The sequence below is a fragment of the Methylobacterium sp. Ger2507 genome, assembly GCF_055231875.1.
On record NZ_JBUYVC010000001.1, the window covers coordinates 1,443,871 to 1,468,317 of the forward strand.

24 protein-coding genes are annotated in these 24,447 nt (G+C 68.5%); 14 read left to right on the plus strand and 10 right to left on the minus strand.

The window, feature by feature from the left end:
- Positions 1–130 precede the first annotated feature (130 nt).
- On the minus strand, positions 131–787 hold the full coding sequence (locus ACV7NL_RS06665; protein WP_056178703.1) for a GntR family transcriptional regulator: 657 nt from the start codon (positions 785–787) through the stop codon (positions 131–133).
- Between the two features lie 182 nt (positions 788–969).
- Between ACV7NL_RS06665 and dctP the strand changes: the two genes are divergently transcribed.
- From dctP to minE, 6 genes are all read left to right on the plus strand, one after another.
- Complete coding sequence (gene dctP, locus ACV7NL_RS06670; protein ID WP_056483582.1) at positions 970–1,992, plus strand: TRAP transporter substrate-binding protein DctP; 1,023 nt, start codon at positions 970–972, stop codon at positions 1,990–1,992.
- Complete coding sequence (locus tag ACV7NL_RS06675; protein ID WP_463355232.1) at positions 1,989–2,663, plus strand: TRAP transporter small permease; 675 nt, start codon at positions 1,989–1,991, stop codon at positions 2,661–2,663. The genes dctP and ACV7NL_RS06675 overlap by 4 nt, the downstream gene beginning before the upstream one ends.
- On the plus strand, positions 2,660–4,012 hold the full coding sequence (locus ACV7NL_RS06680; RefSeq protein ID WP_056483586.1) for a TRAP transporter large permease: 1,353 nt from the start codon (positions 2,660–2,662) through the stop codon (positions 4,010–4,012). Before ACV7NL_RS06675 ends, ACV7NL_RS06680 begins: the two co-directional genes overlap by 4 nt.
- 318 nt (positions 4,013–4,330) lie before the next feature.
- Entirely contained in the window at positions 4,331–5,038 is a 708-nt protein-coding gene (gene minC / locus ACV7NL_RS06685; RefSeq protein ID WP_463355233.1) for a septum site-determining protein MinC, read from the plus strand.
- Positions 5,039–5,052: 14 nt separating this feature from the next.
- The gene (minD, locus tag ACV7NL_RS06690) at positions 5,053–5,868 is read left to right on the plus strand and encodes a septum site-determining protein MinD (RefSeq protein WP_056178720.1); all 816 of its coding nucleotides are present in this window, start codon (positions 5,053–5,055) and stop codon (positions 5,866–5,868) included.
- Positions 5,865–6,164 carry a cell division topological specificity factor MinE gene (gene minE / locus ACV7NL_RS06695; protein WP_463355234.1) on the plus strand — a complete coding sequence of 100 codons (300 nt, stop codon included), beginning with the start codon at positions 5,865–5,867 and terminating at the stop codon, positions 6,162–6,164. The genes minD and minE overlap by 4 nt, the downstream gene beginning before the upstream one ends.
- Positions 6,165–6,197: 33 nt before the next feature.
- Here the strand turns inward: minE and ACV7NL_RS06700 are convergent, their stop codons facing one another.
- The 3 genes from ACV7NL_RS06700 to ACV7NL_RS06710 form a co-directional block, all read right to left on the minus strand.
- Positions 6,198–7,448, minus strand: a complete 1,251-nt coding sequence (locus tag ACV7NL_RS06700; RefSeq protein ID WP_056178726.1) for a NupC/NupG family nucleoside CNT transporter — start codon at positions 7,446–7,448, stop codon at positions 6,198–6,200.
- 218 nt (positions 7,449–7,666) lie between these two features.
- Positions 7,667–8,170: a type II toxin-antitoxin system YhaV family toxin gene (locus ACV7NL_RS06705; protein WP_247636538.1), complete on the minus strand. Its 504-nt coding sequence runs from the start codon at positions 8,168–8,170 to the stop codon at positions 7,667–7,669.
- A 6-nt stretch (positions 8,171–8,176) separates the two neighbouring features.
- Positions 8,177–8,503: a type II toxin-antitoxin system PrlF family antitoxin gene (locus ACV7NL_RS06710; RefSeq protein WP_056179931.1), complete on the minus strand. Its 327-nt coding sequence runs from the start codon at positions 8,501–8,503 to the stop codon at positions 8,177–8,179.
- Between the two features lie 284 nt (positions 8,504–8,787).
- Here ACV7NL_RS06710 and ACV7NL_RS06715 point away from each other — a divergent pair, with 284 nt between their 5' ends.
- From ACV7NL_RS06715 to ACV7NL_RS06725, 3 genes are all read left to right on the plus strand, one after another.
- On the plus strand, positions 8,788–9,816 hold the full coding sequence (locus tag ACV7NL_RS06715; RefSeq protein ID WP_463355235.1) for a CorA family divalent cation transporter: 1,029 nt from the start codon (positions 8,788–8,790) through the stop codon (positions 9,814–9,816).
- A 120-nt stretch (positions 9,817–9,936) separates the two neighbouring features.
- Positions 9,937–12,297, plus strand: a complete 2,361-nt coding sequence (locus tag ACV7NL_RS06720) for an Orn/Lys/Arg family decarboxylase (protein WP_056178734.1) — start codon at positions 9,937–9,939, stop codon at positions 12,295–12,297.
- Positions 12,297–12,905, plus strand: coding sequence for a GNAT family N-acetyltransferase (locus tag ACV7NL_RS06725; RefSeq protein WP_056483602.1), 609 nt, complete (start codon positions 12,297–12,299; stop codon positions 12,903–12,905). The genes ACV7NL_RS06720 and ACV7NL_RS06725 overlap by 1 nt, the downstream gene beginning before the upstream one ends.
- A gap of 49 nt (positions 12,906–12,954) precedes the next feature.
- On the opposite strand, the gene ACV7NL_RS06730 is transcribed toward ACV7NL_RS06725, so the two are convergent.
- Positions 12,955–13,170 carry a hypothetical protein gene (locus tag ACV7NL_RS06730; protein WP_056178740.1) on the minus strand — a complete coding sequence of 72 codons (216 nt, stop codon included), beginning with the start codon at positions 13,168–13,170 and terminating at the stop codon, positions 12,955–12,957.
- An 89-nt stretch (positions 13,171–13,259) separates the two neighbouring features.
- Positions 13,260–13,925, minus strand: a complete 666-nt coding sequence (locus tag ACV7NL_RS06735) for a helix-hairpin-helix domain-containing protein (protein WP_463355236.1) — start codon at positions 13,923–13,925, stop codon at positions 13,260–13,262.
- A 180-nt stretch (positions 13,926–14,105) separates the two neighbouring features.
- On the opposite strand from ACV7NL_RS06735, the gene ACV7NL_RS06740 reads away from it, so the two are divergent.
- On the plus strand, positions 14,106–15,962 hold the full coding sequence (locus tag ACV7NL_RS06740) for an ABC transporter ATP-binding protein (protein WP_463355237.1): 1,857 nt from the start codon (positions 14,106–14,108) through the stop codon (positions 15,960–15,962).
- A 273-nt stretch (positions 15,963–16,235) separates the two neighbouring features.
- On the opposite strand, the gene ACV7NL_RS06745 is transcribed toward ACV7NL_RS06740, so the two are convergent.
- Entirely contained in the window at positions 16,236–16,679 is a 444-nt protein-coding gene (locus tag ACV7NL_RS06745; RefSeq protein ID WP_463355238.1) for a response regulator, read from the minus strand.
- The gene (locus tag ACV7NL_RS06750; RefSeq protein WP_056178750.1) at positions 16,676–17,797 is read right to left on the minus strand and encodes a histidine kinase dimerization/phosphoacceptor domain -containing protein; all 1,122 of its coding nucleotides are present in this window, start codon (positions 17,795–17,797) and stop codon (positions 16,676–16,678) included. Before ACV7NL_RS06750 ends, ACV7NL_RS06745 begins: the two co-directional genes overlap by 4 nt.
- Positions 17,798–18,223: 426 nt before the next feature.
- Here ACV7NL_RS06750 and ACV7NL_RS06755 point away from each other — a divergent pair, with 426 nt between their 5' ends.
- Entirely contained in the window at positions 18,224–19,408 is a 1,185-nt protein-coding gene (locus tag ACV7NL_RS06755; RefSeq protein ID WP_056179936.1) for a patatin-like phospholipase family protein, read from the plus strand.
- A gap of 124 nt (positions 19,409–19,532) precedes the next feature.
- Positions 19,533–21,173, plus strand: coding sequence for an ABC-F family ATP-binding cassette domain-containing protein (locus tag ACV7NL_RS06760; RefSeq protein WP_056178753.1), 1,641 nt, complete (start codon positions 19,533–19,535; stop codon positions 21,171–21,173).
- Positions 21,174–21,192: 19 nt separating this feature from the next.
- Here the strand turns inward: ACV7NL_RS06760 and ACV7NL_RS06765 are convergent, their stop codons facing one another.
- Positions 21,193–21,321 carry a hypothetical protein gene (locus ACV7NL_RS06765; RefSeq protein ID WP_055945825.1) on the minus strand — a complete coding sequence of 43 codons (129 nt, stop codon included), beginning with the start codon at positions 21,319–21,321 and terminating at the stop codon, positions 21,193–21,195.
- A gap of 166 nt (positions 21,322–21,487) precedes the next feature.
- On the opposite strand from ACV7NL_RS06765, the gene ppk2 reads away from it, so the two are divergent.
- Together ppk2 and ACV7NL_RS06775 are read left to right on the plus strand one after the other, a co-directional pair.
- Positions 21,488–22,405 carry a polyphosphate kinase 2 gene (ppk2, locus tag ACV7NL_RS06770; protein ID WP_463355239.1) on the plus strand — a complete coding sequence of 306 codons (918 nt, stop codon included), beginning with the start codon at positions 21,488–21,490 and terminating at the stop codon, positions 22,403–22,405.
- A gap of 119 nt (positions 22,406–22,524) precedes the next feature.
- Positions 22,525–23,319 (plus strand): enoyl-CoA hydratase, encoded by a 795-nt coding sequence (locus ACV7NL_RS06775; protein ID WP_056483614.1) that lies wholly within the window; start codon positions 22,525–22,527, stop codon positions 23,317–23,319.
- A 44-nt stretch (positions 23,320–23,363) separates the two neighbouring features.
- On the opposite strand, the gene ACV7NL_RS06780 is transcribed toward ACV7NL_RS06775, so the two are convergent.
- Positions 23,364–24,305: a DMT family transporter gene (locus ACV7NL_RS06780; protein ID WP_463357067.1), complete on the minus strand. Its 942-nt coding sequence runs from the start codon at positions 24,303–24,305 to the stop codon at positions 23,364–23,366.
- Between the last annotated feature and the right edge of the window lie 142 nt (positions 24,306–24,447).

Consider the following 24,447-nt stretch of genomic DNA (forward strand, 5'->3'; position numbering starts at 1 on the left):
CAGGTCTGTCAGTGTCACCACACGGTTAGAATGACGCCCTTAAGAATGGCTTTCCGGAATCTTTTCGGATTCAACCTGTGGGATCAGAGTTGCGTGCCGCGACAAGGACTTGCGTAAAGCCCGGCGCCGGTCAGGCCGCGGCGTTGATCGAGCGCAGGCCGGCCACGAGGTCGGAGAAGCGGTCCCCCTGCACGATGACGTGGGCGCGCAACCGGTCGGACGCCGCGGCCTCGTCACCCGATACGATCGCGGCGACGATGGCTTCGTGCTCGGCGAGCGATTGCCCGAGGCGGTTGCGGGCGCGGAGCTGGAGGCGTCGGAAGGGTGCGAGCCGCCGGTGCAGCTGGCGCGCCTGCTCCTCGAGAAAGCCGTTCCGGCAGGCCCGGTAGACCACCGTGTGGAAGACGTAGTTCTCGGCATAATACGTCTCGGGATCGCCGGCCGCCGCCGAGACGCCGCAGGCCGCCAGGGCGGCCTTCAGGGCCGCCTCGTCGTCCGGCACCAGACGCCGCGCGGCGAGGCGGCCGCACGAGGCCTCGATCTCCGCCATGGTTTCGAACATGGCGATGAGGAGCTGCGGATCCGGGGCGCTGACGATGGCGCCCCGCCGAGGCTTGATCTCCACGAGGCCGGTCATCGCCAGTTGCAGCAAGGCCTCGCGGATCGGCGTGCGCGACACCCCGAAGCGCTCCGCCAGCTCCGTCTCGTCGAGGCGTGCCCCGATGGACAGGCGCCCATCCACGATCTCGGTTTCGATGGTGTGCCTGAGGCGACGCGATTGGTTCATGCGCGGAGATCCCAGCCCGGTTTTCATCCTGCCCACTCACAACAATCAGGCGCGCTCCATTATTCATCTGCGTTGACAAAATATACAAGACGTCGTTTCATGTATAAAGAAGTGGCGGCGCAGTATAAATGCTGCGCTGCAAAAAGGAGGCGGCCGGAGGCCTGCCCAGGGAGAGACTCGCCATGATGTTGACGCGCCGTGCCCTCGTCGCCGGCGGCCTCGCCGCCCCCGCCATCCTCTCGCTCGGCTCCCGCGCCCGGGCTGCCACCACCACCCTGAAGCTCTCGCACCAGTTTCCCGGCGGCACCATCGATGAGGGCGATTTCCGCGATCGTCTGTCGCGGAAGTTCGCCGCCCTGCTGGCCGAGCGCTCCAAGGGCGCCATCGAGGTGCAGGTCTATCCGGGCTCGTCCCTGATGAAGACCAACGCCCAGTTCGGCGCCATGCGGAAGGGCGCGCTCGACCTGTCGCTCTACCCGTCGCCCTATGCCGGCGGCGAAGTGGCGGAGATGAATATCGGCCTGATGCCGGCGCTGGTGAGCTCCTACGAGCAGGCCATCGCCTGGAAGAAGGCGCCGGTCGGCCGGAAGATCACCGAGATCCTCGATTCCAAGGGCATCCTCCTCGTCTCCTGGGTCTGGCAATCGGGCGGCGTCGCCAGCCGCGAACGCCCGCTCTACACCCCGGCGGACGCCAAGGGCCTCAAGGTCCGCGGCGGATCGCGCGAGATGGACCTGATGATGAAGCAGGCCGGCGCCGCGACCCTGTCGATCCCCTCCAGCGAATCCTACGCCGCCATGCAGACCGGCGCCTGCGATGCGGTCATCACCTCGTCCACCAGCCTGATCTCGTTCCGCCTCGAGGAACTGTCGAAGGCCCTGACCTCGGGCCGCGAGCGCTCCTACTGGTTCATGCTCGAGCCGCTCATGATGTCGAAAATCGCGTTCGAGCGCCTGCCCAAGGACCAGCAGGACCTCGTCATGGCGATCGGCGAGGAACTCGAGCCCTTCGGGCAGGCCGGTGCCAAGGCGGACGACACCAAGGTCGAGGAGATCTTCGGCAAGGCCGGAGCCAAGGTGCAGAACCTCGACGAGAAGACGCTCGGCCAGTGGCGCGACATCGCCCGCGAGACGGCCTGGAAGGACTTCGCGGGCAAGTCGGCGAACTGCGCCGAGCTCCTCAAGCTGGCGGAGCAGGTGTCGTGAGCCACGCCTTCGACGCGGCCTCGGCCGCTTCCGAAACCGCGGCGGTCGCCCCCGAGCCCCGGATTCCCGGCCTGCTCGGGCATCTCGACCGGGGCATGAAGGCGATCAACCGGGTGATCATGCTGCTCGGCGGCATCGCCCTGGTCTGCGCCTGCCTCGTGCTCAGCTACAGCGTGGTGGTGCGTTACGCCCTGCAGGAGCCCACCGACTGGCAGGACGAGATGGCGGTGTTCCTCATCGTGGGGGCCACCTTCTTCTCGGCCGCGGCCGTCCAGGCCAAGCGCGGCCACGTGGCGATCGAGGCCTTGAGCGGGCTGCTCTCGCCGCGCGTGAACCGGGTCCGCCTGCTGGTGGCCGACCTCATCAGCATCGTGTTCGTCACCTTCTTCGCCTGGAAGAGCTGGAGCCTGCTGCACGAGGCCTGGGTCGACGGTCAGGTCTCGCAATCCTCCTGGGGGCCGCCCCTGTGGATTCCCTACGCGCTGATGGCTTTGGGCATGAGCTTCCTCGGCCTGCAATTCCTGCTGCAGATCATCGAGGCGCTGACCTACGGGCCGCGCGCGGCCGGCTGGGCCAACCCGAAAGTCGGCCTCGGCGCCGATCTCAACAAACCTTCCCTGAACAACTCTTCCCTGAACAACTCCTCCCTCAAGACGGGCTCCCACCCATGAGCGTCGCCGCCATCGGCTTCCTGTATGCGGGCGCGACGCTGAGCGCGATGCTCGCCGGCATCCCCATCGCCTTCGCCCTGGGCTTCGTCGCCCTGGCCTTCATGTATGTCTTCATGCCCGGCGCCTCCCTCGATACGGTGGCGCAGAACGTCTACGAGGAGATGGCCTCCATCACCCTGCTGTCGATCCCGCTCTTCATCCTGAAGGGCGCCGCCATCGGACGGAGCCGGGCGGGCCAGGATCTCTATTCCGCCATGCATGCCTGGATGCACCGCATCCCCGGGGGGCTCGGCATCGCCAACGTCTTCGCCTGCGCGCTCTTCGCCGCGATGGCGGGGTCCTCGCCCGCCACCTGCTCGGCCATCGGTTCGGCGGGCATCCCCGAGATGCGCAAGCGCGGCTACTCGCCGGGCTTCGCCGCCGGCATCATCGCGGCGGGCGGCACGCTCGGCATCCTGCTGCCGCCCTCCATCACCATGATCCTCTACGCGGTGGCCGCCGAGCAGTCGCTCGGGCGCCTGTTCCTCGCCGGCATCGGTCCGGGCCTGCTGCTGGTCGCCCTGTTCGCCACCTGGTCGGTTTATCGCTTCCGCGCGGAATATGCCGCCGCCAAGGACGCCTACGAGCGCCACGGAACCCCCTCGGCCATTCTGGCGGAGGACACATACAGCATGCGCCAGCGGTTCTCGACGCTGCCGCGGGTGCTGCCCTTCGTGATCCTGCTCACCGGCGTGATGGTGGCGCTCTACGGCGGCTACGCCACGCCCTCCGAGACCGCCGGCCTCGGCGGCCTGCTGGCGCTCGGCCTGATCGCCATCATCTACGGTGTCTGGCGCCCCCGGGACGTCAACCCGATCCTCGCCGCGACCCTGCGGGAATCCACCATGCTGATGCTCATCATCGGCATGTCGCTCCTCTACGCCTACGTGATGAGCTACCTGCACATCTCGCAATCGGCCGCGAGCGCGATCGTGGCGATGCAGCTCTCGCCCTGGGTGCTGCTGGTGACGATCCTCGGCCTCGTGATCCTGCTCGGCTTCTTCCTGCCGCCGGTCTCGATCATCCTGATGACGGCACCGATCATCCTGCCGCCGCTCAAGGCGGCCGGATTCGACCTCGTCTGGTTCGGCGTCGTGATGACCATCACCATGGAGATGGGCCTGATCCACCCGCCGGTGGGCCTCAACATCTTCGTCATCAAGAACATCGCCCCCGACATCCCGCTCAAGGACATCATCTGGGGCACGCTGCCCTTCGTGATCCTGATGGCGGTGGCGATCCTGATCCTCTGCCTCGTGCCCGGCATCGCCATGTGGCTGCCGAACTGGCTCCTGCCCACCACGCGGTGAGGGCCGGCGCCGCGCAAAGGGCCGGCGCTGCGCAAGCCGCGCCATCGTCGAATCGACCCGGCCCCGGATGGGGCGTGCGACAGGGGCAGCCCGTCGCGCGCCCCGCCCGGGGCCGATCCGTTTCCGGGGTGCGGGGAGGGGATCGGGGCGAGGCGGGGCCGAACTCTGCGCCGGACTCGGGGGCGCCCGGCCCATCCTCCCATCCCTGGATCATCGGATCAGAGGAAAATGCGCGCCTTTAATCCTTTGAGCACGGGTTGTTAACGAAGCGGTAACCATACCGGGCATCAATGGTCTGGTAAGGAATCGCGAGAGCCCGTGACTGACACAAGCCCTCCCCGCAGACCCGTTCAGCTTCGTGGCCGTGCCTTCAAGTCCTTGGTGCTGGCTCCGGAAACTCCGCTTCCGGATTGGTTCGCCGATCTGGACGAGGCGCTGAAACGCTCGCCGACGCTGTTCGACGGGCGCGCCCTGATCCTCGACGTGGCGGCTCTGGAGCCCGCCGCGTCGGACCTCGACACCCTGCTGGCCGAACTCGGCAGCCGGCAGATCCGCATCCTCGGCATCGAGGGAACGCAGGTCTCCCTCCTCGGACCGGGGCGCCCGCCGCTTCTGGTCCAGGGGCGGCCCCTGAGCTCGATCGAGGTTCCGGTCCAGGCCGAGCCGGAGGTGCCCGAGGCACCCCCGGAGCCGGCCACGACCTCCCTCACCATCGAGGGTTCGGTCCGGTCCGGGCAATCCATCGTCCACCCCACCGGCGACGTCACCGTGATGGGGTCGGTTTCTTCCGGCGCGGAGATCCTCGCCGGCGGCTCCATCCATGTCTACGGCGCGCTGCGCGGCCGGGCCATCGCCGGTGCCGCCCGCAACCCCCGCGCCCGCATCTGCTGCCGCAAGTTCGAGCCCGAGCTTCTCGGCATCGACCGCCTCGTCCGCACGGCCGAGGTGATGGGCAACCACCTGCGCGGCAAGCCCGTGCAAATCTGGCTCGATGGCGGCGCCATCAAATTCGCATCCTTGGATTGAGGGAGACAGCTCATATGGCCAAAGTTCTGGTCGTGACATCAGGCAAGGGCGGCGTCGGCAAGACGACGACGACGGCGGCCCTCGGCGCGGCGCTCGCGCAGGCCGGCAAGAGCGTGGCGGTGGTCGATTTCGACGTCGGCCTGCGCAACCTCGATCTCGTGATGGGCGCCGAGCGCCGGGTCGTCTACGACCTCATCAACGTGGTCAACGGCGACGCCAAGCTCAACCAGGCGCTCATCCGCGACAAGCGGCTGGAGAAGCTCCACCTCCTCCCCGCCTCGCAGACCCGCGACAAGGATGCGCTCACCGACGAGGGCGTCGCCCGCGTCATGGACGAGCTGCGCGAAAAGTTCGACTGGGTGATCTGCGACTCCCCGGCCGGCATCGAGCGCGGCGCCACGCTGGCCATGCGCCACGCCGACGTCGCCGTGGTGGTGACCAACCCCGAGGTTTCCTCGGTGCGCGATTCCGACCGGATCATCGGCCTGCTCGACTCCAAGACCCTCAAGGCCGAGCGCGGCGAGACCATGGAGAAGCACCTGATCCTCACCCGCTACGACCCTGCCCGGGCCGATCGCGGCGACATGCTCAAGATCGAGGACGTGCTCGAGATTCTCTCGATCCCGCTGCTGGCCATCATCCCGGAGAGCATGGAAGTGCTGCGCGCCTCCAATGTCGGCTGCCCGGTGACCCTGAACAACCCGCTCTGCGCCCCGGCCCGCGCCTACACCGACGCCGTGCGCCGCCTCAACGGCGATGCGGTCCCGATGTCGGTCCCCACCGACAAGAAGTCCTTCCTCGACAAACTCTTCACCCGGAGGGCAGCATGAGCCTCCTCAACATGTTCAACCGGCGCGGCTCGGCGCCGGTCGCCCGCGACCGCCTGCAACTCATCCTCGCCCATGAACGGGCGGGGGTCGGCGGCTCCGATCTCGTGATGGTGCTGCGCGAGGAAATCCTCGCGGTCATCGCCAAGCACGTCGAGGTCAACAGCGACAAGGTCCAGATCCGCCTCGACCGCGGCCAGGACATGTCGACCCTCGACATCGATATCGAGCTGCCGCTCACGGCCGTCGCCAAGGCCGGTCCCGCAAAGGTCAAGGCGGCGAAACTCGTCGCCGCATGAACCTCCGCGCAAGCATCCCGGCCGGCACAGCCGTCAGGCCCCGATGAACAACCCGGCGAGCGTCGCGCTCGTCAGGTTGGACAGGGTGCCGGCCAGGATCGCGCGCAGGCCGAAGCGAGCGATTTCCGCTCTGCGCTCCGGCGCGAGGCTGGCCAGGCTCGCGAGCTGGATCGCCACCGAGGTCAGGTTGGCGAAGCCGCACAGCGCGAAGCACAGGATCGCGGCCGTGCGCGGATCGAGGGTACCGCCCTTGAGCACCGGCGAGAGCTGCGCGTAGGCCAGGAACTCGTTGAAGGCGATCTTCTGGCCCAGCGCCCCGCCGACGAGGCCGGCCTGATCCCACGGCACGCCCATCAACCAGGCCAGCGGCGCGAACACCGCGCCGAGAAGGCCCTCCAGGCTCAAGGCGGGATAGCCGAGCAGGCCCCCCGTCCAGCCCATGAAGCCGTTCAGCAGGGCGATCAGCCCCGTGAACGCGATCAGCATCGCCCCCACCGAGACCGCCACGGCCAGCCCCTTCTGGGTGCCGTCGGCCGCCGCCTCGATCACGTTGACCGCCCGCGTCTCGCCGAAGGTGACCCGCGTGGTCGTCACCCGCGTGGGCTCCGTCGTCGGAACCAGGATCTTGGCGTAGAGCAGGCCCCCCGGGATCGCCATGACGCTCGCCGCCAGCAGATAGTCCATCGGAACGCCGAGGGCCGCGTAGCCGGCCAGGATCGTGCCCGCCGTGGAGGCGGCCCCGCTCGACATCACGGCGAACAGCTCGGCCGAGGTCAGCGCCATCAGGAACGGCCGCAGCGCGATGGCGATCTCGCTCTGGCCGATGGCGATGGTGATCACCGCCGAGAAGGTCTCGATCGGCGAGGTTCCGATCAGCCGCCGCAGCACGGCGCCGATCCCGCGCGCGGCCGCCTGCATCACCCCGAAATGATAGAGCACCGCGATCAGCGCCGAGACGTAGAGGATCTGCGGCAGGATGCGCAGGGCGAGGATGAAGCCGCTGCCACCGAACAGCTCGAACATCCGCGGTTCGACGAGGCCGCCGAACAGGAAGGCGGTGCCCCGGTCGCCGTAATTCAGAACGGTCTGGACGAAGCCCGCCGCCGCCGCGAGGCCGGCCCGGCCGGCCGGCACGAACAGCACCAGCGCGCCCAGCGCCACCTGCAGCGCCAGGGCCGAGAGCACCACCCGGGGCGAGATCGCCCGGCGGTTGGTGGAGAACAGCACCGCGACGGCGAGCAGCAGAGCCAGGCTCGCGCCCGCGTGAAAAAGCTTCTCGACCATGCCGCCCCGCTGTTTTGACGGCGCAGAGCAAGCCCGATGCCGCGGCGTTTGTCGCGGGCGAAGTCGGGGCATCCACCGAGAGCTGATCGCGGGGCGATCGGATGCCGTCGCCCCTTCGTCTCTGGACGCAGAGCGTGTTGCGCTCGTCCTCGTGGAGCGAGGCTCGCAGTCCGGTCCCGGCGATGGATTCCGCTGCGGAAAATAACGGTGGTCGTCGTTCAATCCGGACGAGGCCGCGCACGCTTCTTCGGCTTGGCCTTTTCGAGGCGCTCGATAACTGCCTTTGTCGATGCCGACGCCAGCAACGTTTGCCAGTCGTCGGGAGGGTTGCCTTTGGCGAGCATTCCCTTGAACACAAGATACGCGTCGGTCTTCGAGCCGTAGGTCCGCAACGTGTTCTCATCGTTCACCCAGGCATAAATGACGACCTTTGCCTTGCTGTCATAACGGAAGAACAGGCGGAATCGGCCGTTGCCGAACTTGGCCCGAAACCAATGCTTTCGGGACCGCCCGAGTGTGTCGCCCTGGCGATATTCCTGCCGTGTCGGATCGGATGGAATCGTCTCGAAGATCAATTTCGCGATCATGGCGAGGAGCTTCGCCTGCGCCGTGGCCTGATAGCCTTTCGGATCGGCCGCCTTGGCTGCTTCGACAGCCGCCGTCGCCCTCTCGAGCTGATCGAGGAACAGTGGATGGGCGAAGATCGTCCAGCCATCGGTCATCATGGCTCAGAGCGTCACGGCTCCGTCGATATCTTCATTGAGATCGACGTTCATCCCGTCCGTGAGCGCCGTCATGCGTTCCGCGAGGCCAGCGGGGAAAGCCGCGATGTTCGCCGGGTTGCGGACCATGTCCTGCGCGAGGAACGCCAGGAATCCCTCGATCACCGGGTCCGTCTCCTCCTCCGCCTTGAGCAGGCTCACGCGACCGAACTCGTCGACGACGTAGGCGATCTCGCCGCCATAGCTCACGCCAAGTGCCCGACGCACGGCCTTGGGTACCGTCGTCTGACCCTTCGTGGTGATCTTGCTCCGCTCGCGAACCAGGATCGCCATCATAGCCTCCACCGGTTGTAAGGAAAATTCCTTACTTCGCGGATGGGTAATTGGCAAGACGCGAGGTTCGCTGACGGTTCAGGATCGCGCTGTGCGATCGGGCGCCGAGCCTCCAAACTCGCCCGTGAGGCGTGACGGTGTCCGATGATCCTGGACGATCGGCGGGGGGTGGAACGCCCCAGATCTCAAGGCATCCCTGAAGAACGGGCTGTCATGACAGTGTCGCCCGCGCCTGCGATCCAGCTGCGACCGGCGGCGGTTTGCCGGCAACGGGGCTGCCCGCGATGCCGCGCCTTCTCACCGACGTCACCGACCTGCCGTGCCTGCTCTTCGCCATGGTGTTCGACGCCGAGGGCTGCGGGCGGCTTCTGGAGACCGGCGGCGGCCTGCCCGAGCCCGTCGCCGACGGCTTCCTCTGGCTGCATCTCGACCTCGTCGATGCGCGCCTCGACGGGCTTATCGCCGGCGGGCGCTTCGGGCCGCCGGCGCTCGCCGCCGCCACCTTCGCCCGCGACGGTCACCAGCGCGTGGTCATCGAGGGCAGCGATCTCGGCCTCGTGATCGCGGACCGGGAGCGCGAATTCGGTAGCCGCACCGCGGACGAGCCGGCCGGGCGTCTGCATTGTGTGCTGGGCGAACGCCTGCTGGTCAGCGGGCGCCGGCATGCCACCGCCGCCGCCGAGGCCGCCCGCGATGCGGTGCTGGCCGGGCGCCGCGTTCCGGCTCCGGCGGGGCTGCTGGAGCTGTTCGTCACCAGCGTCGCCGCCGCCCTCGATGCCTGCGCCCGGCGCTTCTCCGACGACCTCGACGCCACCGAGGACCGGATGCTCGACGAGGACCAGCCCGACGACCCGAAACCGCTGGCGCCGATCCGCCGGCAGGCCGTGCGCCAGCATCGCCAGCTCGCGGGCCTCAGCGCGGTGTTCCACCGCCTCGAATCCGAGACCGAGGAGGCCGACGACGCCCTGCCGGTGGCGGTGGTGAGCATGGCCGCCCGCGTGGTCCAGCGGCTCGATTCGCTCCACCGCGACATGCTGGTCCTGTCCGAACGCAGCCGCCTGCTGCAGGACGAGATCGCCGGCCGCACGGCCGCCGAGACCAACCGCCAGCTCTTCACCCTGTCGATCCTCACCGCCTTGTTCCTGCCGCCGACCCTGGTGACGGGCGTGTTCGGCATGAACACCAAGGGGCTGTTCCTCGGCGATTTCGAGAACGGCTCGCTCGTCGCCCTGGTCCTCTGCGGCCTCGCGGCGCTGGCCGTCTACGGCATGATCCGCCGCCTCGGGCTCGTCAAACGGCGTGCCGGATCGTAAGCCGGCTTTCTGTCGCACGGCCCGGAGCCTGAAAACACCGCCGCCGCCGCAGGATCGTCATCGAAGCGTCACGTCCCGTCGCGAACGGTGCGCCAACAGCCTTCTGGAGCCTTTCCCCGCATGGACTTCTTTCGCCGCTTCACCGTCCTGATGTGCGCGCCGAACTTCGATCCGGACGACCTCGAGGGTGTGCGCGTCCAGCAGATCATCGGTTCGGTCGAAAAGCTCGGCTTCGAGGTGGTACGGGCGCGCCGCGTCGAGGACGCGGCCATCGCGGTCCAGACCGATTCGGCCATCGGCTGCATGGTGGTGGATTGGGGCAAGCGCGGCCTCGACGGCAAGGCGGCCGCCCTCATCAACCTCATGCGCAAGCGCGGGCTGGAAATGCCCATCGTGATCATGGTCCGCCGCAAGCGCCTGGAGGACATTCCGGTCGAGGTGCTGGACTTCATCGACGGCTACATCTTCCTCGCCGAGGAAACCCCGGACTACATCGCCCGCGGCCTGGTGAGCCGGGTCAAGCAATATGCCGAGACCCTGAAGACGCCGTTCTTCGGCGCGCTGGTCGACTACGCCGAGCAGGGCAACCAGCTCTGGACCTGCCCCGGCCACAACGGCGGCATCTTCTACAACCGCTCGCCGATCGGGCGCATCTTCGTCGAGCATCTCGGCGAGGCGGTGTTTCGCGACGACCTCGACAACTCGGTGCTCGATCTCGGCGACCTCCTCGTCCACGAGGGGCCGGCCCTGAAGGCGCAGAAGGAGGCGGCCGTCATCTTCGGGGCCGAGAAGACCTACTTCGTCCTCAACGGCACCTCGGCCTCCAACAAGATCGTGCTCTCGGCCCTGGTGGCGGAGGGCGACCTCGTGCTGTTCGACCGCAACAACCACAAGGCCGCGCATCACGGCGCCCTGTTCCTCGGCGGCGCGATCCCGGTCTTCCTGGAGACCGACCGCAACGCCTACGGGCTGATCGGCCCGATGTACCACGAAGCCCTGGACGAGACGCGCATCCGCGAAAAGATCCGCGACAACCCGCTGATCACCGACCCGGAGGCCTGGCGACGCGAGCGGCCGTTCCGCGTGGCCGTGGTCGAGCAATGCACCTACGACGGCACGATCTACAACGCGCAGATGATCCTCGATAAGATCGGGCATCTCTGCGACTACATCCTCTTCGACGAGGCCTGGGCGGGCTTCATGAAGTTCCACCCGCTCTTCGCCGGACGCTTCGCCATGGGCCTGAAGGGCCTCGACGAGACCTCGCCCGGCATCATCGCCACCCAGTCGACCCACAAGCAGCTGGCGAGCTTCTCCCAGGCCTCGCAGATCCACACCAAGGACAGCCACATCCGCGGCCAGACCCGGCGGATCGAACACCGGCGCTTCAACGAGACCTTCCTGGTCCACGCCTCGACCTCGCCGTTCTATCCCCTGTTCGCCTCCCTCGATGTCGGCGCGCAGATGATGAAGGGCCGCTCCGGCGTCGTCCTGTGGGACGATACCATCCGGCTCGGCATCGAGTGGCGCAAGAAGGTGCGCGCCATCCGCCGCGAGTTCGAGGAGAAGGAGGGCGATCCGCTCAAGCGCTGGTTCTTCGACCCCTTCGTGCCGGACACGGTCAAGGGACCGGACGGCCGGGTGCCTTGGGAAAGTCTCTCGACGGACGAGCTCGCCAGCAACGTGAAATATTGGGAGCTGACGCCGGGCGCCGACTGGCACGGCTTCACCCACGTGGCGCCCGACTACGCGATGACCGACCCCAACAAGCTCACCGTGCTGACGCCGGGCTTCAACCGGCACACCGGGGAATATGCCGAGCATGGGGTGCCGGCGCCGATCGTTGCCCAGTACCTGCGGGAAAACCGCATCGTGCCGGAGAAGAACGACCTCAACTCGCTGCTCTTCCTGCTGACGCCGGGTGTCGAATCCTCCAAGGCCGGCACGCTGATCTCGGGGCTGGTCGCCTTCAAGCGCCTGCACGACGACAACGTGCCCCTCGAGGAGGCGATGCCCGAGTTCGTGCGGCGGCGGCCCAACCGCTACAAGGGCGTGCGCCTGCGCGACCTCTGCGCCGACTTCCACGCCTTCCACCGCGAGCACGGCACCAGCACGCTTCAGCGCAAGCAGTTCGAGCCGGGCCACCTGCCCGAGATGGTGATGACGCCGAAGGAGGCGGTCCAGCAGCTCACCCGCAACAACGTCGATTACGTTCCGATCGCGGAGGCGGAGGGTCGTGTGGCGACGACCTTGCTTCTGGTCTACCCGCCGGGCATCGGCACGGTGCTGCCGGGCGAGCGATTGGACGAGCGGGCCAAACCCATGCTGGACTACTTCAAGATGTTCGAGCGCTCCGCGAACCTGTTCCCGGGCTTCGAGGCCGAGATCCAGGGCGTGTTCCGCGACGTCGATCCGGATGGGACGATCCGGTTCCACACCTACGTCATGCGAGAGCCCCGCGTCATGCGCGAGAGCCGCTGATGGCGGGCGCGGCCGAGAGCGATCCCGACCTCGTCATCCGGCCCTCGTCGGATGCCGACGTGCCCGACATGGTGGACATCTACGCCCATCACATCCGGCGCGGCGTCGGCGATGTCGGGGATTTCGAGGCGGACCCGCTCCACCCGGACGACCTGAAGAAGCGCCGGAAGGCCATGCGCAAGAAGCGCCTGCCGCACCTCGTGGCCGACCGCGACGGGATCGTGGCCGGCTACGCCTACGCGGTTCCGTTCCGCAAGCGCCCGGCCTACCGCTACACCCTGAAGCACTCGATCTATGTCCACCACGAGCACTTGAACGCCGGGATCGGCCGGCGCCTGCTGCCGGCGCTGATCGAGGCCTGCGCGGCGGGCGGATACCGCCAGATGATCGGCTACATCGACGCGCAGAACGAGGCGTCCCTGCGCCTCCACGAGGCCTGCGGCTTCGTCCGCGTCGGGCTGCTGCCGGCGGTGGGCTACAAGTACGGGCGCTGGAGCGACAGCGTCATGGTCCAGTGCGCGCTCGGCACGGGGTCTTCCGACCAGCCCGGCACCTGGACGCGCCCGGTGGAAGCCGTCGTCGCCGAGCACGACTGGATCGGCAAGTAGGGGGGCGGATGCGGACGCACCGAGGCGCGTCGCAGGTTCGCCGCCCGGCCTATTGCTGCGTCCGGTTGATCAGCGCCTGAAGCGCCCGGGCGACCGCCTCGCTGACGTTCTTGCGGTACTTGCGGTGGACGAGCTGACCGTTGTGATAGATGTCGTGCTCGACATAGAGCTTTTCGCCGTCCCAGCGGACGATGTTGTCGGTCTCGGTGGTCTCCTCGACGCCGAGATCCTCGCGAAAGGTAACGCCCCCGGCTTGCGCAAACATGGCTCGTCCCTGGTGATCGAAGCGGCTTTCCGGCTTCCTGGGCTGGCATTGTAGGCAGGCGCCGCGCGGTGCGCTACCCGAAACGGGTTTCAGCGCACCGTGACCTGATCCTTGATCCGCTCGTACACCGCGCGGCTGAGGACGCGCTTCGACAGCAGCTCGCCAACGGAGGCATAGGGGCGCTTCTGCGCGATCGCGCGTCCGATCATGCCACCGCCCCTGAGGGCGTTCAGCTCCGAGACGCTGCCCGTATTGAGGTCGATCACCGCCACACCGCGCGGTCCCGCCGTTTCGGCGGCGTTGTCGATGGCCTGCTCGCCGGTGATCGGCGACGCCGGGCGGGCAGGGTCCCCGTTGCTGCGGCCGGGCGCGGGTGAGGCGGGCGGCGAGGAAGGTGGAAAGGCAGGCGGCGAGGCAGGCATCCGCGCGTCGGCGGTTGGAGTGGGAGCCGGGGCGGCCATCGGCGCCGTGGTCGGGGCTGGTGGTAATGGCGCGGCGGGCAAGGGCGATGCCTGCGGCGCGGGTGCCGGCACGACAGGGCTTACCGGCCGCGTCACCGCCGGCGGGACCACCGCCTGGGTTCCGGCCTTCCCGACGGAGGGCGGAGGAGTCACGGTCCGCGTCTCGGCCGAAGGCTCGGTCGCCGTTTCGGTCGCGCCGTCCCCATGCGGCCGGAGAAACTGGATGATCCCGGCAAGGACAGCCGCCACCACGATCAGGATGCCGACCCGCAGGATCGCTGAACCGCTGAGCATCGTGGGCGGCCTCGCCTTGGTGAACATTCGGTGACGACTACCATAGGGCGCAAAGCCACGTCTCGCCGTCGAACCCTCTGTCCTCAAGAGCTTAGGGCCTCCGGCTGCGACACGGACGCGGCCTGGACGCGACGCGAACGGGATCGACGGGGGCACCGGTCCCGGTCATGGTCCCGCTCGATGCTCGAACGTCTTGCTCTTCCCTCCGCGTGGACCGCGCGCCTCGGCGCCCTGCGCCACGTGCCAGCCCTGTTCCGCCTGGTCTACGCCGCCAGTCCCCGCCTGCTCATGGCGAGCCTCGGCCTTCGCCTCGCGCGGGCGAGCCTGCCCGTCGCCATGCTCTACCTTGCCAAGCTCATCCTCGACGCGATCGTGGCCGAGCATGCCCGGCCCCACCCGGGCGGCCTCGGCCCGGAAGCCTGGCTGGCCGATCCGGCCCTCCGGCACCTCGCCCTTCTGGTAGCGGCGGAGTTCGGGCTCGCCATCCTGGCCGACCTCCTGGGGCGGGCCAGCACCCTCGTCGACGGGCTGGTGGCCGACCTCTACGGCAATGCCGCGACCCTGAAGCTGATGCGCCACGCCGCCGATCTCGACCTCGAGCAGTTCGAGGACAGCACGCAGCAGGACCAGCTGGAGCGGGCGCGCCGTCAGGTCACGAGCCGCTCGAACCTTCTGTTCCAGCTCTTCGGCCAGGGCCAGGATCTCATCACCCTGGTGGCCTTCGCCCTCGGCCTCGTGGCCTTCGCGCCCTGGCTGATCCTGCTGCTCGTGGTTGCCCTGGTGCCGGCCTTCCTCAACGAGACCTACTTCAACCGCGAGGGCTACCGCCTGGCCTGGACGCGCACGCCGGAGCGGCGCGAGATCGACTACCTGCGCTTCCTCGGGGCCAGCGTCGAATCCGCCAAGGAGGTGAAGCTGTTCGGCCTGAACGGCTACATCGCCGAGCGCTACCGGGGACTCGCCACCAAGCTCGTGGCCGACAACCGCGCCCTGGCCCTGCGCCGGGCCGGCTGGGGCGGGGCCTTCGCCGCCCTGGGGACGCTGGCCTACTATCTCGCCTACGCCACCATCGTGTGGCGCACGGCCGCGGGACAGTTCTCGATCGGCGATCTCGCCTTCCTGGCCGGCTCGTTTCAGCGCCTGCGCAGCCTGATCGAGGGCCTGCTGCTGGGCTTCTCGCAGATCGCCGCGCAGGCGCAGTACCTCGACGACCTCTTCTCGTTCTTCGGGGTGGTGCCGGCGATCCGCTCGCCCGCGATCCCCGCGCCCCTGCCGCGCCCGATCCGGAGCGGAATCGTCTTCGAGGCGGTCGGCTTCCGCTATCCCGGCACCGAAACCTGGGCGGTGCGCAACCTGAGCTTCCATCTCGCGGCCGGCGAGGTGCTGGCCCTGGTGGGCGAGAACGGCGCCGGCAAGACCACCATCGTGAAGCTGCTCACCCGGCTCTACGACCCGACGGAAGGCCGCGTGCTCCTCGACGGCCTGCCCCTCTCCGCCTACGATCTCGACGACCTGCGCAGCCGGATCGGGGTCATCTTCCAGGACTTCGTGCGCTTCAGCTTCACCGCCCGCGAGAACGTCGCGGTGGGCCGCATCGATGCGCGCGATGATGACGAGCGGGTCACCCGGGCCGCCGGCCGCAGCCTGGCCGACGGGGTCATCGGGCGGCTGCCGCTCCAGTACGACCAGCCCCTGGGCAAGCGCTTCGCCGAGGGCGTCGACCTCTCGGGAGGCGAGTGGCAGAAGATCGCCATCGCCCGCGCCTATATGCGTGAGGCCGAGATCCTGATCCTCGACGAGCCCACGGCCGCCCTCGATGCCCGGGCCGAGTTCGAGGTGTTCCAGCGCTTTCGCGAACTGAGCCATGGGCGCACGGCGGTGCTGATCTCGCACCGCTTCTCCACCGTCCGCATGGCCGACCGCATCCTCGTCCTCAATGGCGGAACGGTCATCGAATCGGGAAGCCACGCCGAGCTACAGGCCCTCGGCGGCCGCTACGCCGAATTGTTCGAGCTCCAGGCGGCCGGCTACCGCTGAAGCGATGTGACCGGCGTGCGGACATTCGGCCACCCGCCCGCCGGCCGCGGGGGCGAACGGGTGGGCAAACTCTGAACGCCTGGGACCGTCTGCTGCCGGCCCCGTGCAGACGGTCGGACGGTCTGCTTTCAGACTTGATGAAACGGCGCCGTATGACCGAACGAGGGGAAAAATCCGGCGCCATTGAGGGTAATAAGGTTCGCGGTGAAGGGCTGGAGTCCCCAAGGCACTCCTCCCGCACCTTCGGTGCGGGGTCGGAACGTCAGATGTCGCTCACGCGCCGCCGAGGCTCGCCAGATAGGCCGGTGCGAGGGAGAGGCCGAGGGGTTGCGGGGCGCGGGGCGGCGGGCTGCGCACGCATTCGCTGAAATACGCGATCGTGTCGAAGATCGCGGCTTCGGTGAAGGGCTTCGGGATGGCGCCGGCCGCACCCTCGAAATGATCCGGGATGTGCTGGGCGTTGGCCGTGACGAAGATCAGGACCATCGCGTCTTCGTTGCGCAGGGCCCGGACGATGTCGATGCCGGACGAACCGCCCCGCAACTGGAGATCGACGAAGACGAGGTCCGGCCGCGTCTCCCGGGCGACCCGGATCGCCTCGTCGGAGGTCGCGGCGGTGCCGACCACGATGTGGCCGGCATCTTCCACGAGAAACTCCAGCTGCATCAGGATGAGCGCTTCGTCTTCCGCGATCAGGACCCGCAGGGGCTCGCTCACGTGCTGTCCTTTGCGCCCGGCGTTTCGCGGGGCAGGCGGATCTCGATCAGGGTCCCGGGATGGCCCGGCTGCCAGGTCAGGCTGGCATTCAACTGGCGCGCCAGGCTCTCCACCAGGCGCTTCCCGAAGGAGCGCGCCCCCACGACGTCCGGGGGCATGCCGATGCCGTCATCGACGATCCGGATGCCGAAGAAGCGACCGTCGGGATGGACTCGGATCGAGAGGCGACCCGGCCGGTCGCCCGGGAAGGCATGCTTGAGCGCATTGGTGATGAGTTCGTTCATCATCAGGGCGACGGGCGGCGCCTTCTCGACCGGAACCTCCACGGGCTCCAGGTCCAGGTGCAGGGTGATGCCGGCATGGCCCGAGCCGCGCACGAGGTCCGTGGCGAGTTCCCGGGTGAATTCCGCGACGTCGAAGCGCTCCACGTCGCGCGACTGGTACAGGCGCTTGTGCACCGTGCCCAACGCCTCGACGCGCGTGAGCATCGACTTCATCGCGTCGCGGGCCGTCGGATCGGTGATACTGCGGGTCTGCATGGTGAGGAGTGAGGCCACCATCTGCAGGTTGTTCTTCACCCGGTGGTCGACCTCGTGGACCAGCATGGTCTTGGCCGCCAGGGCATCGGACAGTTCCCGCGTCCGCCGCGCGACCTCGCGCTCGAAATGCTCCTTCTCGTTCTGCGTCCGCATCTGCGCGTCGACCCGGTCGGTGACGTCGAGCTGCGAGGCGAAGAAGAAATGCAGGTCCCCGCCTTCGGTGATCACCGGGCTCATGTACAGCGCGTTCCAGAACGGGCTGCCGTCCTTGCGGTAGTTCAGGATGTCGATGGCGATGTCGCGCCGGGCATCGACCGCGGCCCGGATCTGCCCGATGGCGTTCGGGTCGGTGTCCTGTCCCTGCAGGAAACGGCAGTTCTGCCCCATGATCTCGGAGCGCTCATAGCCCGAGAGACGCAGGAAGGCGTCGTTGACGAAGACGATCGGGTTGTCGTCGAGGCGCGGGTTGGTGACGATCATCGCCATACGGGTGGCACGGATCGCGGCGGCGAAGGGATCGCCCTTGCCGCCCTCGACCCTAAGGTCGCTCGTGAGGTGCCACGCGTCGTCTCGTTCCATCGTCTCTCGCCTCGTCCTCGTCCCGCTGACACGTGGGGCCTTCCCGCCCGCGCCGACCTCGTCACGACCGTCGACGGCATGCGGGCGACACGGCTGACCCGCGCGGGGCGATCAGTCGGCGTGGGCAGGCTTCACGATGGTAATAGGGACGTCGGATCACCCCGGCGGCGGACAACCGCTGCCGTACGGTGCTCCAACGGCTTCGCCCCTTGGAAGTTCATTTGACATCGCCGCGCGCCGGGATCGCGGTTTTCCGCACCCGCGCGTGGCGAATGTCGGCGGACGCGCTCGGATTGCTGCGCGAATGCCACACCCCGCATCTGTCGCGAGGCTTGGCCGCAAGACGACAACTGCCAAGCTGCTTTTCCCGTGCTAGGATTACCCCGGGGTTGGGCCTCCGGAATTCTGGCAGTGGACATCTCGAACATGCGTCGTCTCCGATGGGCTCGGGCGGGCTTTGCCCTGCTCCTGGCCGGACAGCTCGCAGCCTGTGGCTCCACGCCGCGCATTCCCTATACGGCCGATGAGGCCGCCGCCGCCGTGCTGCCGGGGCTCGATCCGAATGTCCGCGCCTACGCGGATGCCTCGGAAAAGACCTTCACCGAGATGTCGGCGCGGCCCGAGAACAGCCGGGTTCCGTTCGCGTACCTGGCGCTCTCGGGCGGCGGCGGCGACGGGGCCTACGGGGCCGGCCTGCTGAACGGCTGGACCGAATCCGGCAAGCGTCCCGAGTTCTCCCTGGTCTCCGGCGTCTCCACGGGCGCGCTGATCGCGCCCTTCGCGTTCGTCGGGCCGGAATACGACGCCATTCTGAAGGACATCTACACCAGCGGCATCGCCTCGACCCTGGTGCAGTCGCCGAGCTTCGCCAACGTGCTGTTCGGCTCCGGCCTGTTCGGGGACGGGCGCCTGCGCGACCTCGTGCGCCGCTACGTCACGCCGGACCTGCTCACGGCCATCGCCGCGCAGCACGCCAAGGGCCGGCGCCTCCTCGTGGTGACGACGAATCTCGACGCCCAGCGCGCCGTGATCTGGAACATGGGCGCCATCGCGGCCAGCGGCGGCCCGGCCGCCCTCGACCTGTTCACGGACGTGCTCACCGCCTCGGCCAGCATCCCGGCCGTGTTCCCGCCCCAGCTCATCGACGTCCAGGCGGCGCAGCGCACCTTCCAGGAGATGCATGTCGACGGCTCGGTGGTGACGCCGGTGTTCACCCTGCCGCAATCGTTCCTGCTGCGCGACGCCCGCTTCAAGGCGGGCGCCAAGTCGGACATCTACGTCATCATCAACGGGCGCCTGGAGCCGGAATTCGATCTCGCCCAGAACAACACGCTCTCCATCGTCGAGCGTTCGTTCACCACCGCCAGCCGCGCCCGCAGCCGCGCCACCCTGGCCTCGACCTACGCCTTCACCCGCGGCAACGGCATCGGCTTCAACCTCGCCTATATCGATGAATCGGCGCCCAACACCTCGACGGCGCGCGGCTTCGACACCGGCTACATGCGCAGCCTGTACGAGACCGGGTACCAGACCGGCCGCACCGGGACCTTCTGGCGCAAGACCGTGCCGGTCGCGCCCCTGGTGAAGGCGTCGGTGGTCGCGGCCCAGTAATGCGCGTCGCACGAGGGGGTCGGATGCGTGCCGCCCCCCTCGCGCTCCATGGTGCGCTGCGATAGAGCGAAGGCATCGCGTCAGGGTTCATTCGGTGCCCGCGCCCCCGGCGAGCCCCCCCGCAATGATCCAGATCGAAGACCTCACCTTCAGCGCCTGGGGCCGACGCTTCTTCGACCGTGCCAGCGTGGCGGTGCCGCCCGGCTCGAAGGTCGGGCTCGTCGGTCGCAACGGCGTCGGCAAATCGACCCTGTTCAAGATCATCCTGGGCGAGCTGCAGCCCGACGGCGGCGCCATCCTGCTGCCGAAGACCGCCCGCGTCGCCTCCGTCGACCAGGAACACCCCGCGACCCCGGTCAGCCTGATCGACACGATCCTGGCGGCCGACGTGGAGCGCGATGCGCTGAACACCGAACTCGAGACCGCCGAGCCGGAACGCCTGGGCGAGATCTATGCCCGCCTCATCGAGATCGATGCCGACCGGGCCCCGGCCCGGGCCGGCGAGATCCTGGCCGGCCTCGGCTTCTCGGTGGAGGACCTGACCCGTCCGATGGCGGAGTTCTCCGGCGGCTGGCGCATGCGCGTGGCCCTCGCTGCGGCGCTGTTCGCCGAGCCGGACATGCTGCTCCTCGACGAACCGACCAACTACCTCGATCTCGAGGGCGCCCTCTGGCTGGAAGCCCGGCTCAAGCGCTATCCGCACTCGGCCCTGATCATCAGCCACGACCGCGAGCTGCTCAACAATTCGGTCGATGCGATCCTGCACGTGGCCGGAGGCAAGCTCGAACTCTACACCGGCGGCTACGACGATTTCGAGAAGCGCCGGGCCGAGAAGGCCCGTCTCCAGGCCTCGACCAAGCAGAAGCAGGAAGCCGAGCGCGCCCATCTGCAGAGCTTCATCGACCGCTTCAAGGCCAAGGCCTCGAAGGCCGCGCAGGCGCAGTCCCGCGTCAAGCGCCTCGCCAAGCTGGAGCCGATCGCCACCACCATCGAGGAGCACGTGGCGCCGTTCCACCTGCCTTCGCCGAAGCGCCCCCTGGCGCCGCCGCTGATGCACCTGACCGACGCCACCATCGGGTATGGCGACGATGCGCCGGTCCTGCGCGACCTCAACCTGACCCTCGACGTCGACGACCGCATCGGGCTGCTCGGGGTCAACGGCGCCGGCAAGTCGACCTTCGCCAAGATGGCGGCGGGCGCGCTCCAGGTGCGGGACGGGCGGATGGTGCGGGAAGGGCGGGTGCAGGTCGGCTGGTTCCACCAGCACCAGATCGAGGCCCTCGACCCGAAGGACACCCCGCTCGCCATCATCCGGCGCGAGCGTCCCGACGACAGCGAATCGGGGAGGCGCGCCAAGCTCGCGAGCTTCGGGCTCGGCTTCGACAAGCAGGAGACGACGGTGGACGCGCTCTCGGGAGGAGAACGGGCGCGCCTGCTCCTCAACCTCGTGGCCATGCAGGCGCCGCACCTGCTCATTCTGGACGAGCCGACCAACCACCTCGATATCGACAGCCGGAGGGCGCTCCTCGACGCGCTGAACGATTACGGCGGGGCGGTCATCCTCATCACCCACGATCGCTCGCTGATGGAGCTGGTGGCGGATCGCCTGTGGCTGGCGGCCGACAACACGGTCAAGCCGTTTGCCGGGGACATGGACGATTACGCGAAATTCGTGCTCGACCGGACCCGCGCCGGTCAGCGCGCGCCCGGGCAGGGCCGCGAAAAGCCGGGTCGCGACAAGAAGTCCAAGCGCCGGGCGGCCTGAGCCGCCCGGCTTGCCGGCTTCACTTCCGGAGGATCTTGGTCACGAGGCGGCCGAGGGGCGTGCCGGAATCGTAGTTGCGGTCGTCGCGGACCACGGGACGGTCCTCGTTGCCGAGGAGCTTGGTGACGATGCGTCCGATCAGGCTCATGGTGTGACCCTCTTGCGATGTGGGGCGCCGGGCAGGAACGGCGCAGCTTGACCATCAACACGCAGGGGCCGGCGGACGTTCCCTCCGGGTCGCCAGCCCGTATCCGGCCTGTCATACAACCGTGATCTAAGCCCCTCGGTTTCCACGGCAGGGTCTGGGGTCGGGCATGGACAGCGCGCAGCGGGCAGCGGAGGTCGAGGCGATCCGCCGCGAGGTGGCGGACGATTTCGACGAGGAACTCGAACTCGAGATGGAGGACGAGCGCCTGGAGCGACTGGCCGACGAACTCGGGCAGCCAGCCCGTCCGCCCGGCCTCGACCGCAAGGTCTACTTCCGCGAGCTGTTCCGGCTGCAGCACGAGCTGGTGCGGCTGCAGGACTGGGTCCAGGCCCACAAGCTGCGCGTCGTCGTGATCTTCGAGGGCCGCGATTCCGCCGGCAAGGGCGGCGTCATCAAGCGCATCACCCAGCGGTTGAACCCGCGCGTCTGCCGGGTCGCGGCGCTGCCCGCCCCGAGCGAGCGCGAGCGCACGCAATGGTACTTCCAGCGCTACGTCTCGCACCTGCCGGCCGCCGGCGAGATCGTGCTGTTCGACCGCTCCTGGTACAACCGCGCTGGCGTCGAGCGCGTGATGGGCTTCTGCTCCCCCGACGAGGTGGAGGAGTTCTTCCGCTCGGTGCCCGAATTCGAGCGCATGCTGACCCGCTCGGGGATCGTGGTGCTGAAATACTGGTTCTCGATCACCGACGAGGAGCAGGAATTCCGCTTCAACATGCGCATCCACGATCCGCTGAAGCAGTGGAAGCTGTCCCCGATGGACGTGCAGTCCCGCCGCCGGTGGGAGGATTACACCAAGGCCAAGGAGGACATGCTGGCCCGGACCCACATCCCGGAAGCGCCGTGGTGGGTGGTCGAGGCCGTCGACAAGAAGCGCGCCCGTCTCAACTGCATCAGCCACCTCCTGGCGCAGATTCCCTACGGCGACGTCGAGCATCCGCCCGTGCACCTGCCGGATCGCGAGCGCCGCGAGGACTACATCCGCCACCCGGTTCCGGCCGCGATGTTCGTGCCGCCCGTGTTCTGAGGACGCTGATTCGAAGCCGGCCGCTTGCCCGGACCGAGCGCTCCGGGCGAGAGGGTGTGGGACGCTTCCACGCCTCTCGCCCGCCAGTCCTCCGTCCAGCCCCCGTCCAGGTATCCGGCATGACCAGCACCGACGAACTCCTCTTCACGGCCGAGGGCGGCATCGCCCGCCTGACGCTGAACCGGCCGCAGGCGCGCAATGCCCTCACCTTCGGCATGTACCAGGGGCTGATCGATCACTGCGCCCGGATCGAGGCCGATACCGGCATCAAGGCGCTGATCATCACGGGCGCGGGGGCCAAGGCCTTCGCGGCGGGCACCGACATCGCCCAGTTCCGGAGCTTCGAGACCGCCCAGGACGCGATCGACTACGAGCGCTTCATGGACCGGGTGATGGGCGCGCTGGAGCGGCTGGCGGTGCCGACCATCGCGGCGATCGCCGGCGCCTGCACCGGCGGCGGCGCAGCCATCGCCGCCGCCTGCGACCTGCGCATCGCCACCCGCGACGCCAAGCTCGGCTTTCCCATCGCCCGCACCCTCGGCAATTGCCTCTCGCTCGGCAACCTGCGCCGGCTCTCGGCCCTGATCGGCCCGGCCCGGGTCAAGGACATGATCTTCACCGCCCGCCTCGTCGGCGCCGAGGAGGCGCTGGCCATCGGGCTCGTCGGTGAAGTGGTGGCCGATGCCGACGCGCTGGCGGCGCGGTCCACGGACCTCGCGACCCTGATGGCCGGCCACGCGCCGCTCACCCTGCGGGCGACCAAGGAGGGCCTGCGGCGCCTCCAGGGCGAGGATGCGACGGGGGCCGAGCGTCCCGGCGACGACCTCATCCGCCTCTGCTACACCAGCGCCGATTTTCGCGAGGGCATGGAGGCCTTCCTGGCCAAGCGGCCGCCGAACTGGACCGGCCGGTAGGAACGGCGATCGCAGCCGATCCGCGCCCGTGCCCAACGGACCGTTCAGATGTCTCGCCCCAGATCGACCCCGGGAGGATCGGAAGGCTTGCTTGGCTGCGGTCGACCAAATCGCGACAGGCGATCACGTCGCAACAGGCGACCATCGATGGCCGCAAGGCCGCAGCCGATGAGGGCCATGCCGAGGTAGTGCCGGAAATCCAGGCGCTCGCCCAGCACCAGGGTGCCGAGCAGGATGGCCGAGACCGGAATCAGGAACGTGACGAGCAGCAGGTTCGTCGCCCCCGCCGTCGCAAGGATGCGGAAATAGAGCACGTAGGCCAGGGCGGTGGACAGGGTGGCGATGCCCAGCACGGCGCCCCAGACCGGCAGACCCGGCATCGCCAGCGTCCACGGCCGATCCACCACGAGGGCGATGGGGAGCAGCAGGAGCGTCGATGCCGTGACCTGCCCCGCCGCCGTTGCGACCGGCGGGACGCCCATCCGCTTGAATCGGCGCCCGAAGACGCCCGCCACCGCGTAGGAGAGGGCTGCGGCCAGAACCGCGATCTGCGCCAGGACGTTCGTCCCGAGAGCGGTCAGCAGGGCAGGCCCAATCATGACCGCAACCCCGCCCAGGCCGACGAGAACGCCCGCGAGCCGATTGCCCGTCATCCGTTCGTCCGAGGTCGACAGGTGGGCCACCGCAACGGCGAAGAGCGGCGTCGTCGCATTCAGGATGGCGGCAAGCCCGGAGGCGATGTGTGTCTGTCCCCAGACGATCAGGCAGAACGGCAGGACGTTGTTCAAGAGCCCCATGCCGGCGAACGCTGTCCAGACCGCGCGCGTGCGGGGCAGGCGCGATCCCGTGAGCGGCAGGGCGAGGTTGAGGACGAGGGCCGCCACGCCGACCCGAAGGACGACGAGGGTGAAGGGCGGCAGCGCCTGGAGCGCGACACCGGTGAAGAAGAACGATCCACCCCAGAGCACCGACAGGGCGAGCAGCATCGCCCACTCGGGCGCGGACAGGGTGTGAGGGACGGAGCGGGGCACGGCGGAGGTCCTTCCGACTTGATCCTGCTCTCGCCTACGACGCGCCGCGCCGGCACGCTTCCCGTTCCTTGCTCCGCAATCCAGAAGAGGCGCGCGT

Excerpts from the sequence above, each read along its gene's own strand:
- ACV7NL_RS06665 (WP_056178703.1), bottom strand. The coding sequence starts at position 787 with ATGAACCAATCGCGTCGCCTCAGGCACACCATCGAAACCGAGATCGTG.
- dctP (WP_056483582.1), top strand. The coding sequence starts at position 970 with ATGATGTTGACGCGCCGTGCCCTCGTCGCCGGCGGCCTCGCCGCCCCC.
- ACV7NL_RS06680 (WP_056483586.1), top strand. The coding sequence starts at position 2,660 with ATGAGCGTCGCCGCCATCGGCTTCCTGTATGCGGGCGCGACGCTGAGC.
- minD (WP_056178720.1), top strand. The coding sequence starts at position 5,053 with ATGGCCAAAGTTCTGGTCGTGACATCAGGCAAGGGCGGCGTCGGCAAG.
- minE (WP_463355234.1), top strand. The coding sequence starts at position 5,865 with ATGAGCCTCCTCAACATGTTCAACCGGCGCGGCTCGGCGCCGGTCGCC.
- ACV7NL_RS06700 (WP_056178726.1), bottom strand. The coding sequence starts at position 7,448 with ATGGTCGAGAAGCTTTTTCACGCGGGCGCGAGCCTGGCTCTGCTGCTC.
- ACV7NL_RS06705 (WP_247636538.1), bottom strand. The coding sequence starts at position 8,170 with ATGACCGATGGCTGGACGATCTTCGCCCATCCACTGTTCCTCGATCAG.
- ACV7NL_RS06710 (WP_056179931.1), bottom strand. The coding sequence starts at position 8,503 with ATGGCGATCCTGGTTCGCGAGCGGAGCAAGATCACCACGAAGGGTCAG.
- ACV7NL_RS06715 (WP_463355235.1), top strand. The coding sequence starts at position 8,788 with ATGCCGCGCCTTCTCACCGACGTCACCGACCTGCCGTGCCTGCTCTTC.
- ACV7NL_RS06720 (WP_056178734.1), top strand. The coding sequence starts at position 9,937 with ATGGACTTCTTTCGCCGCTTCACCGTCCTGATGTGCGCGCCGAACTTC.
- ACV7NL_RS06725 (WP_056483602.1), top strand. The coding sequence starts at position 12,297 with ATGGCGGGCGCGGCCGAGAGCGATCCCGACCTCGTCATCCGGCCCTCG.
- ACV7NL_RS06730 (WP_056178740.1), bottom strand. The coding sequence starts at position 13,170 with ATGTTTGCGCAAGCCGGGGGCGTTACCTTTCGCGAGGATCTCGGCGTC.
- ACV7NL_RS06735 (WP_463355236.1), bottom strand. The coding sequence starts at position 13,925 with ATGCTCAGCGGTTCAGCGATCCTGCGGGTCGGCATCCTGATCGTGGTG.
- ACV7NL_RS06740 (WP_463355237.1), top strand. The coding sequence starts at position 14,106 with ATGCTCGAACGTCTTGCTCTTCCCTCCGCGTGGACCGCGCGCCTCGGC.
- ACV7NL_RS06750 (WP_056178750.1), bottom strand. The coding sequence starts at position 17,797 with ATGGAACGAGACGACGCGTGGCACCTCACGAGCGACCTTAGGGTCGAG.
- ACV7NL_RS06755 (WP_056179936.1), top strand. The coding sequence starts at position 18,224 with ATGCGTCGTCTCCGATGGGCTCGGGCGGGCTTTGCCCTGCTCCTGGCC.
- ACV7NL_RS06760 (WP_056178753.1), top strand. The coding sequence starts at position 19,533 with ATGATCCAGATCGAAGACCTCACCTTCAGCGCCTGGGGCCGACGCTTC.
- ACV7NL_RS06765 (WP_055945825.1), bottom strand. The coding sequence starts at position 21,321 with ATGAGCCTGATCGGACGCATCGTCACCAAGCTCCTCGGCAACGAGGAC.
- ppk2 (WP_463355239.1), top strand. The coding sequence starts at position 21,488 with ATGGACAGCGCGCAGCGGGCAGCGGAGGTCGAGGCGATCCGCCGCGAG.
- ACV7NL_RS06775 (WP_056483614.1), top strand. The coding sequence starts at position 22,525 with ATGACCAGCACCGACGAACTCCTCTTCACGGCCGAGGGCGGCATCGCC.
- ACV7NL_RS06780 (WP_463357067.1), bottom strand. The coding sequence starts at position 24,305 with ATGCTGCTCGCCCTGTCGGTGCTCTGGGGTGGATCGTTCTTCTTCACC.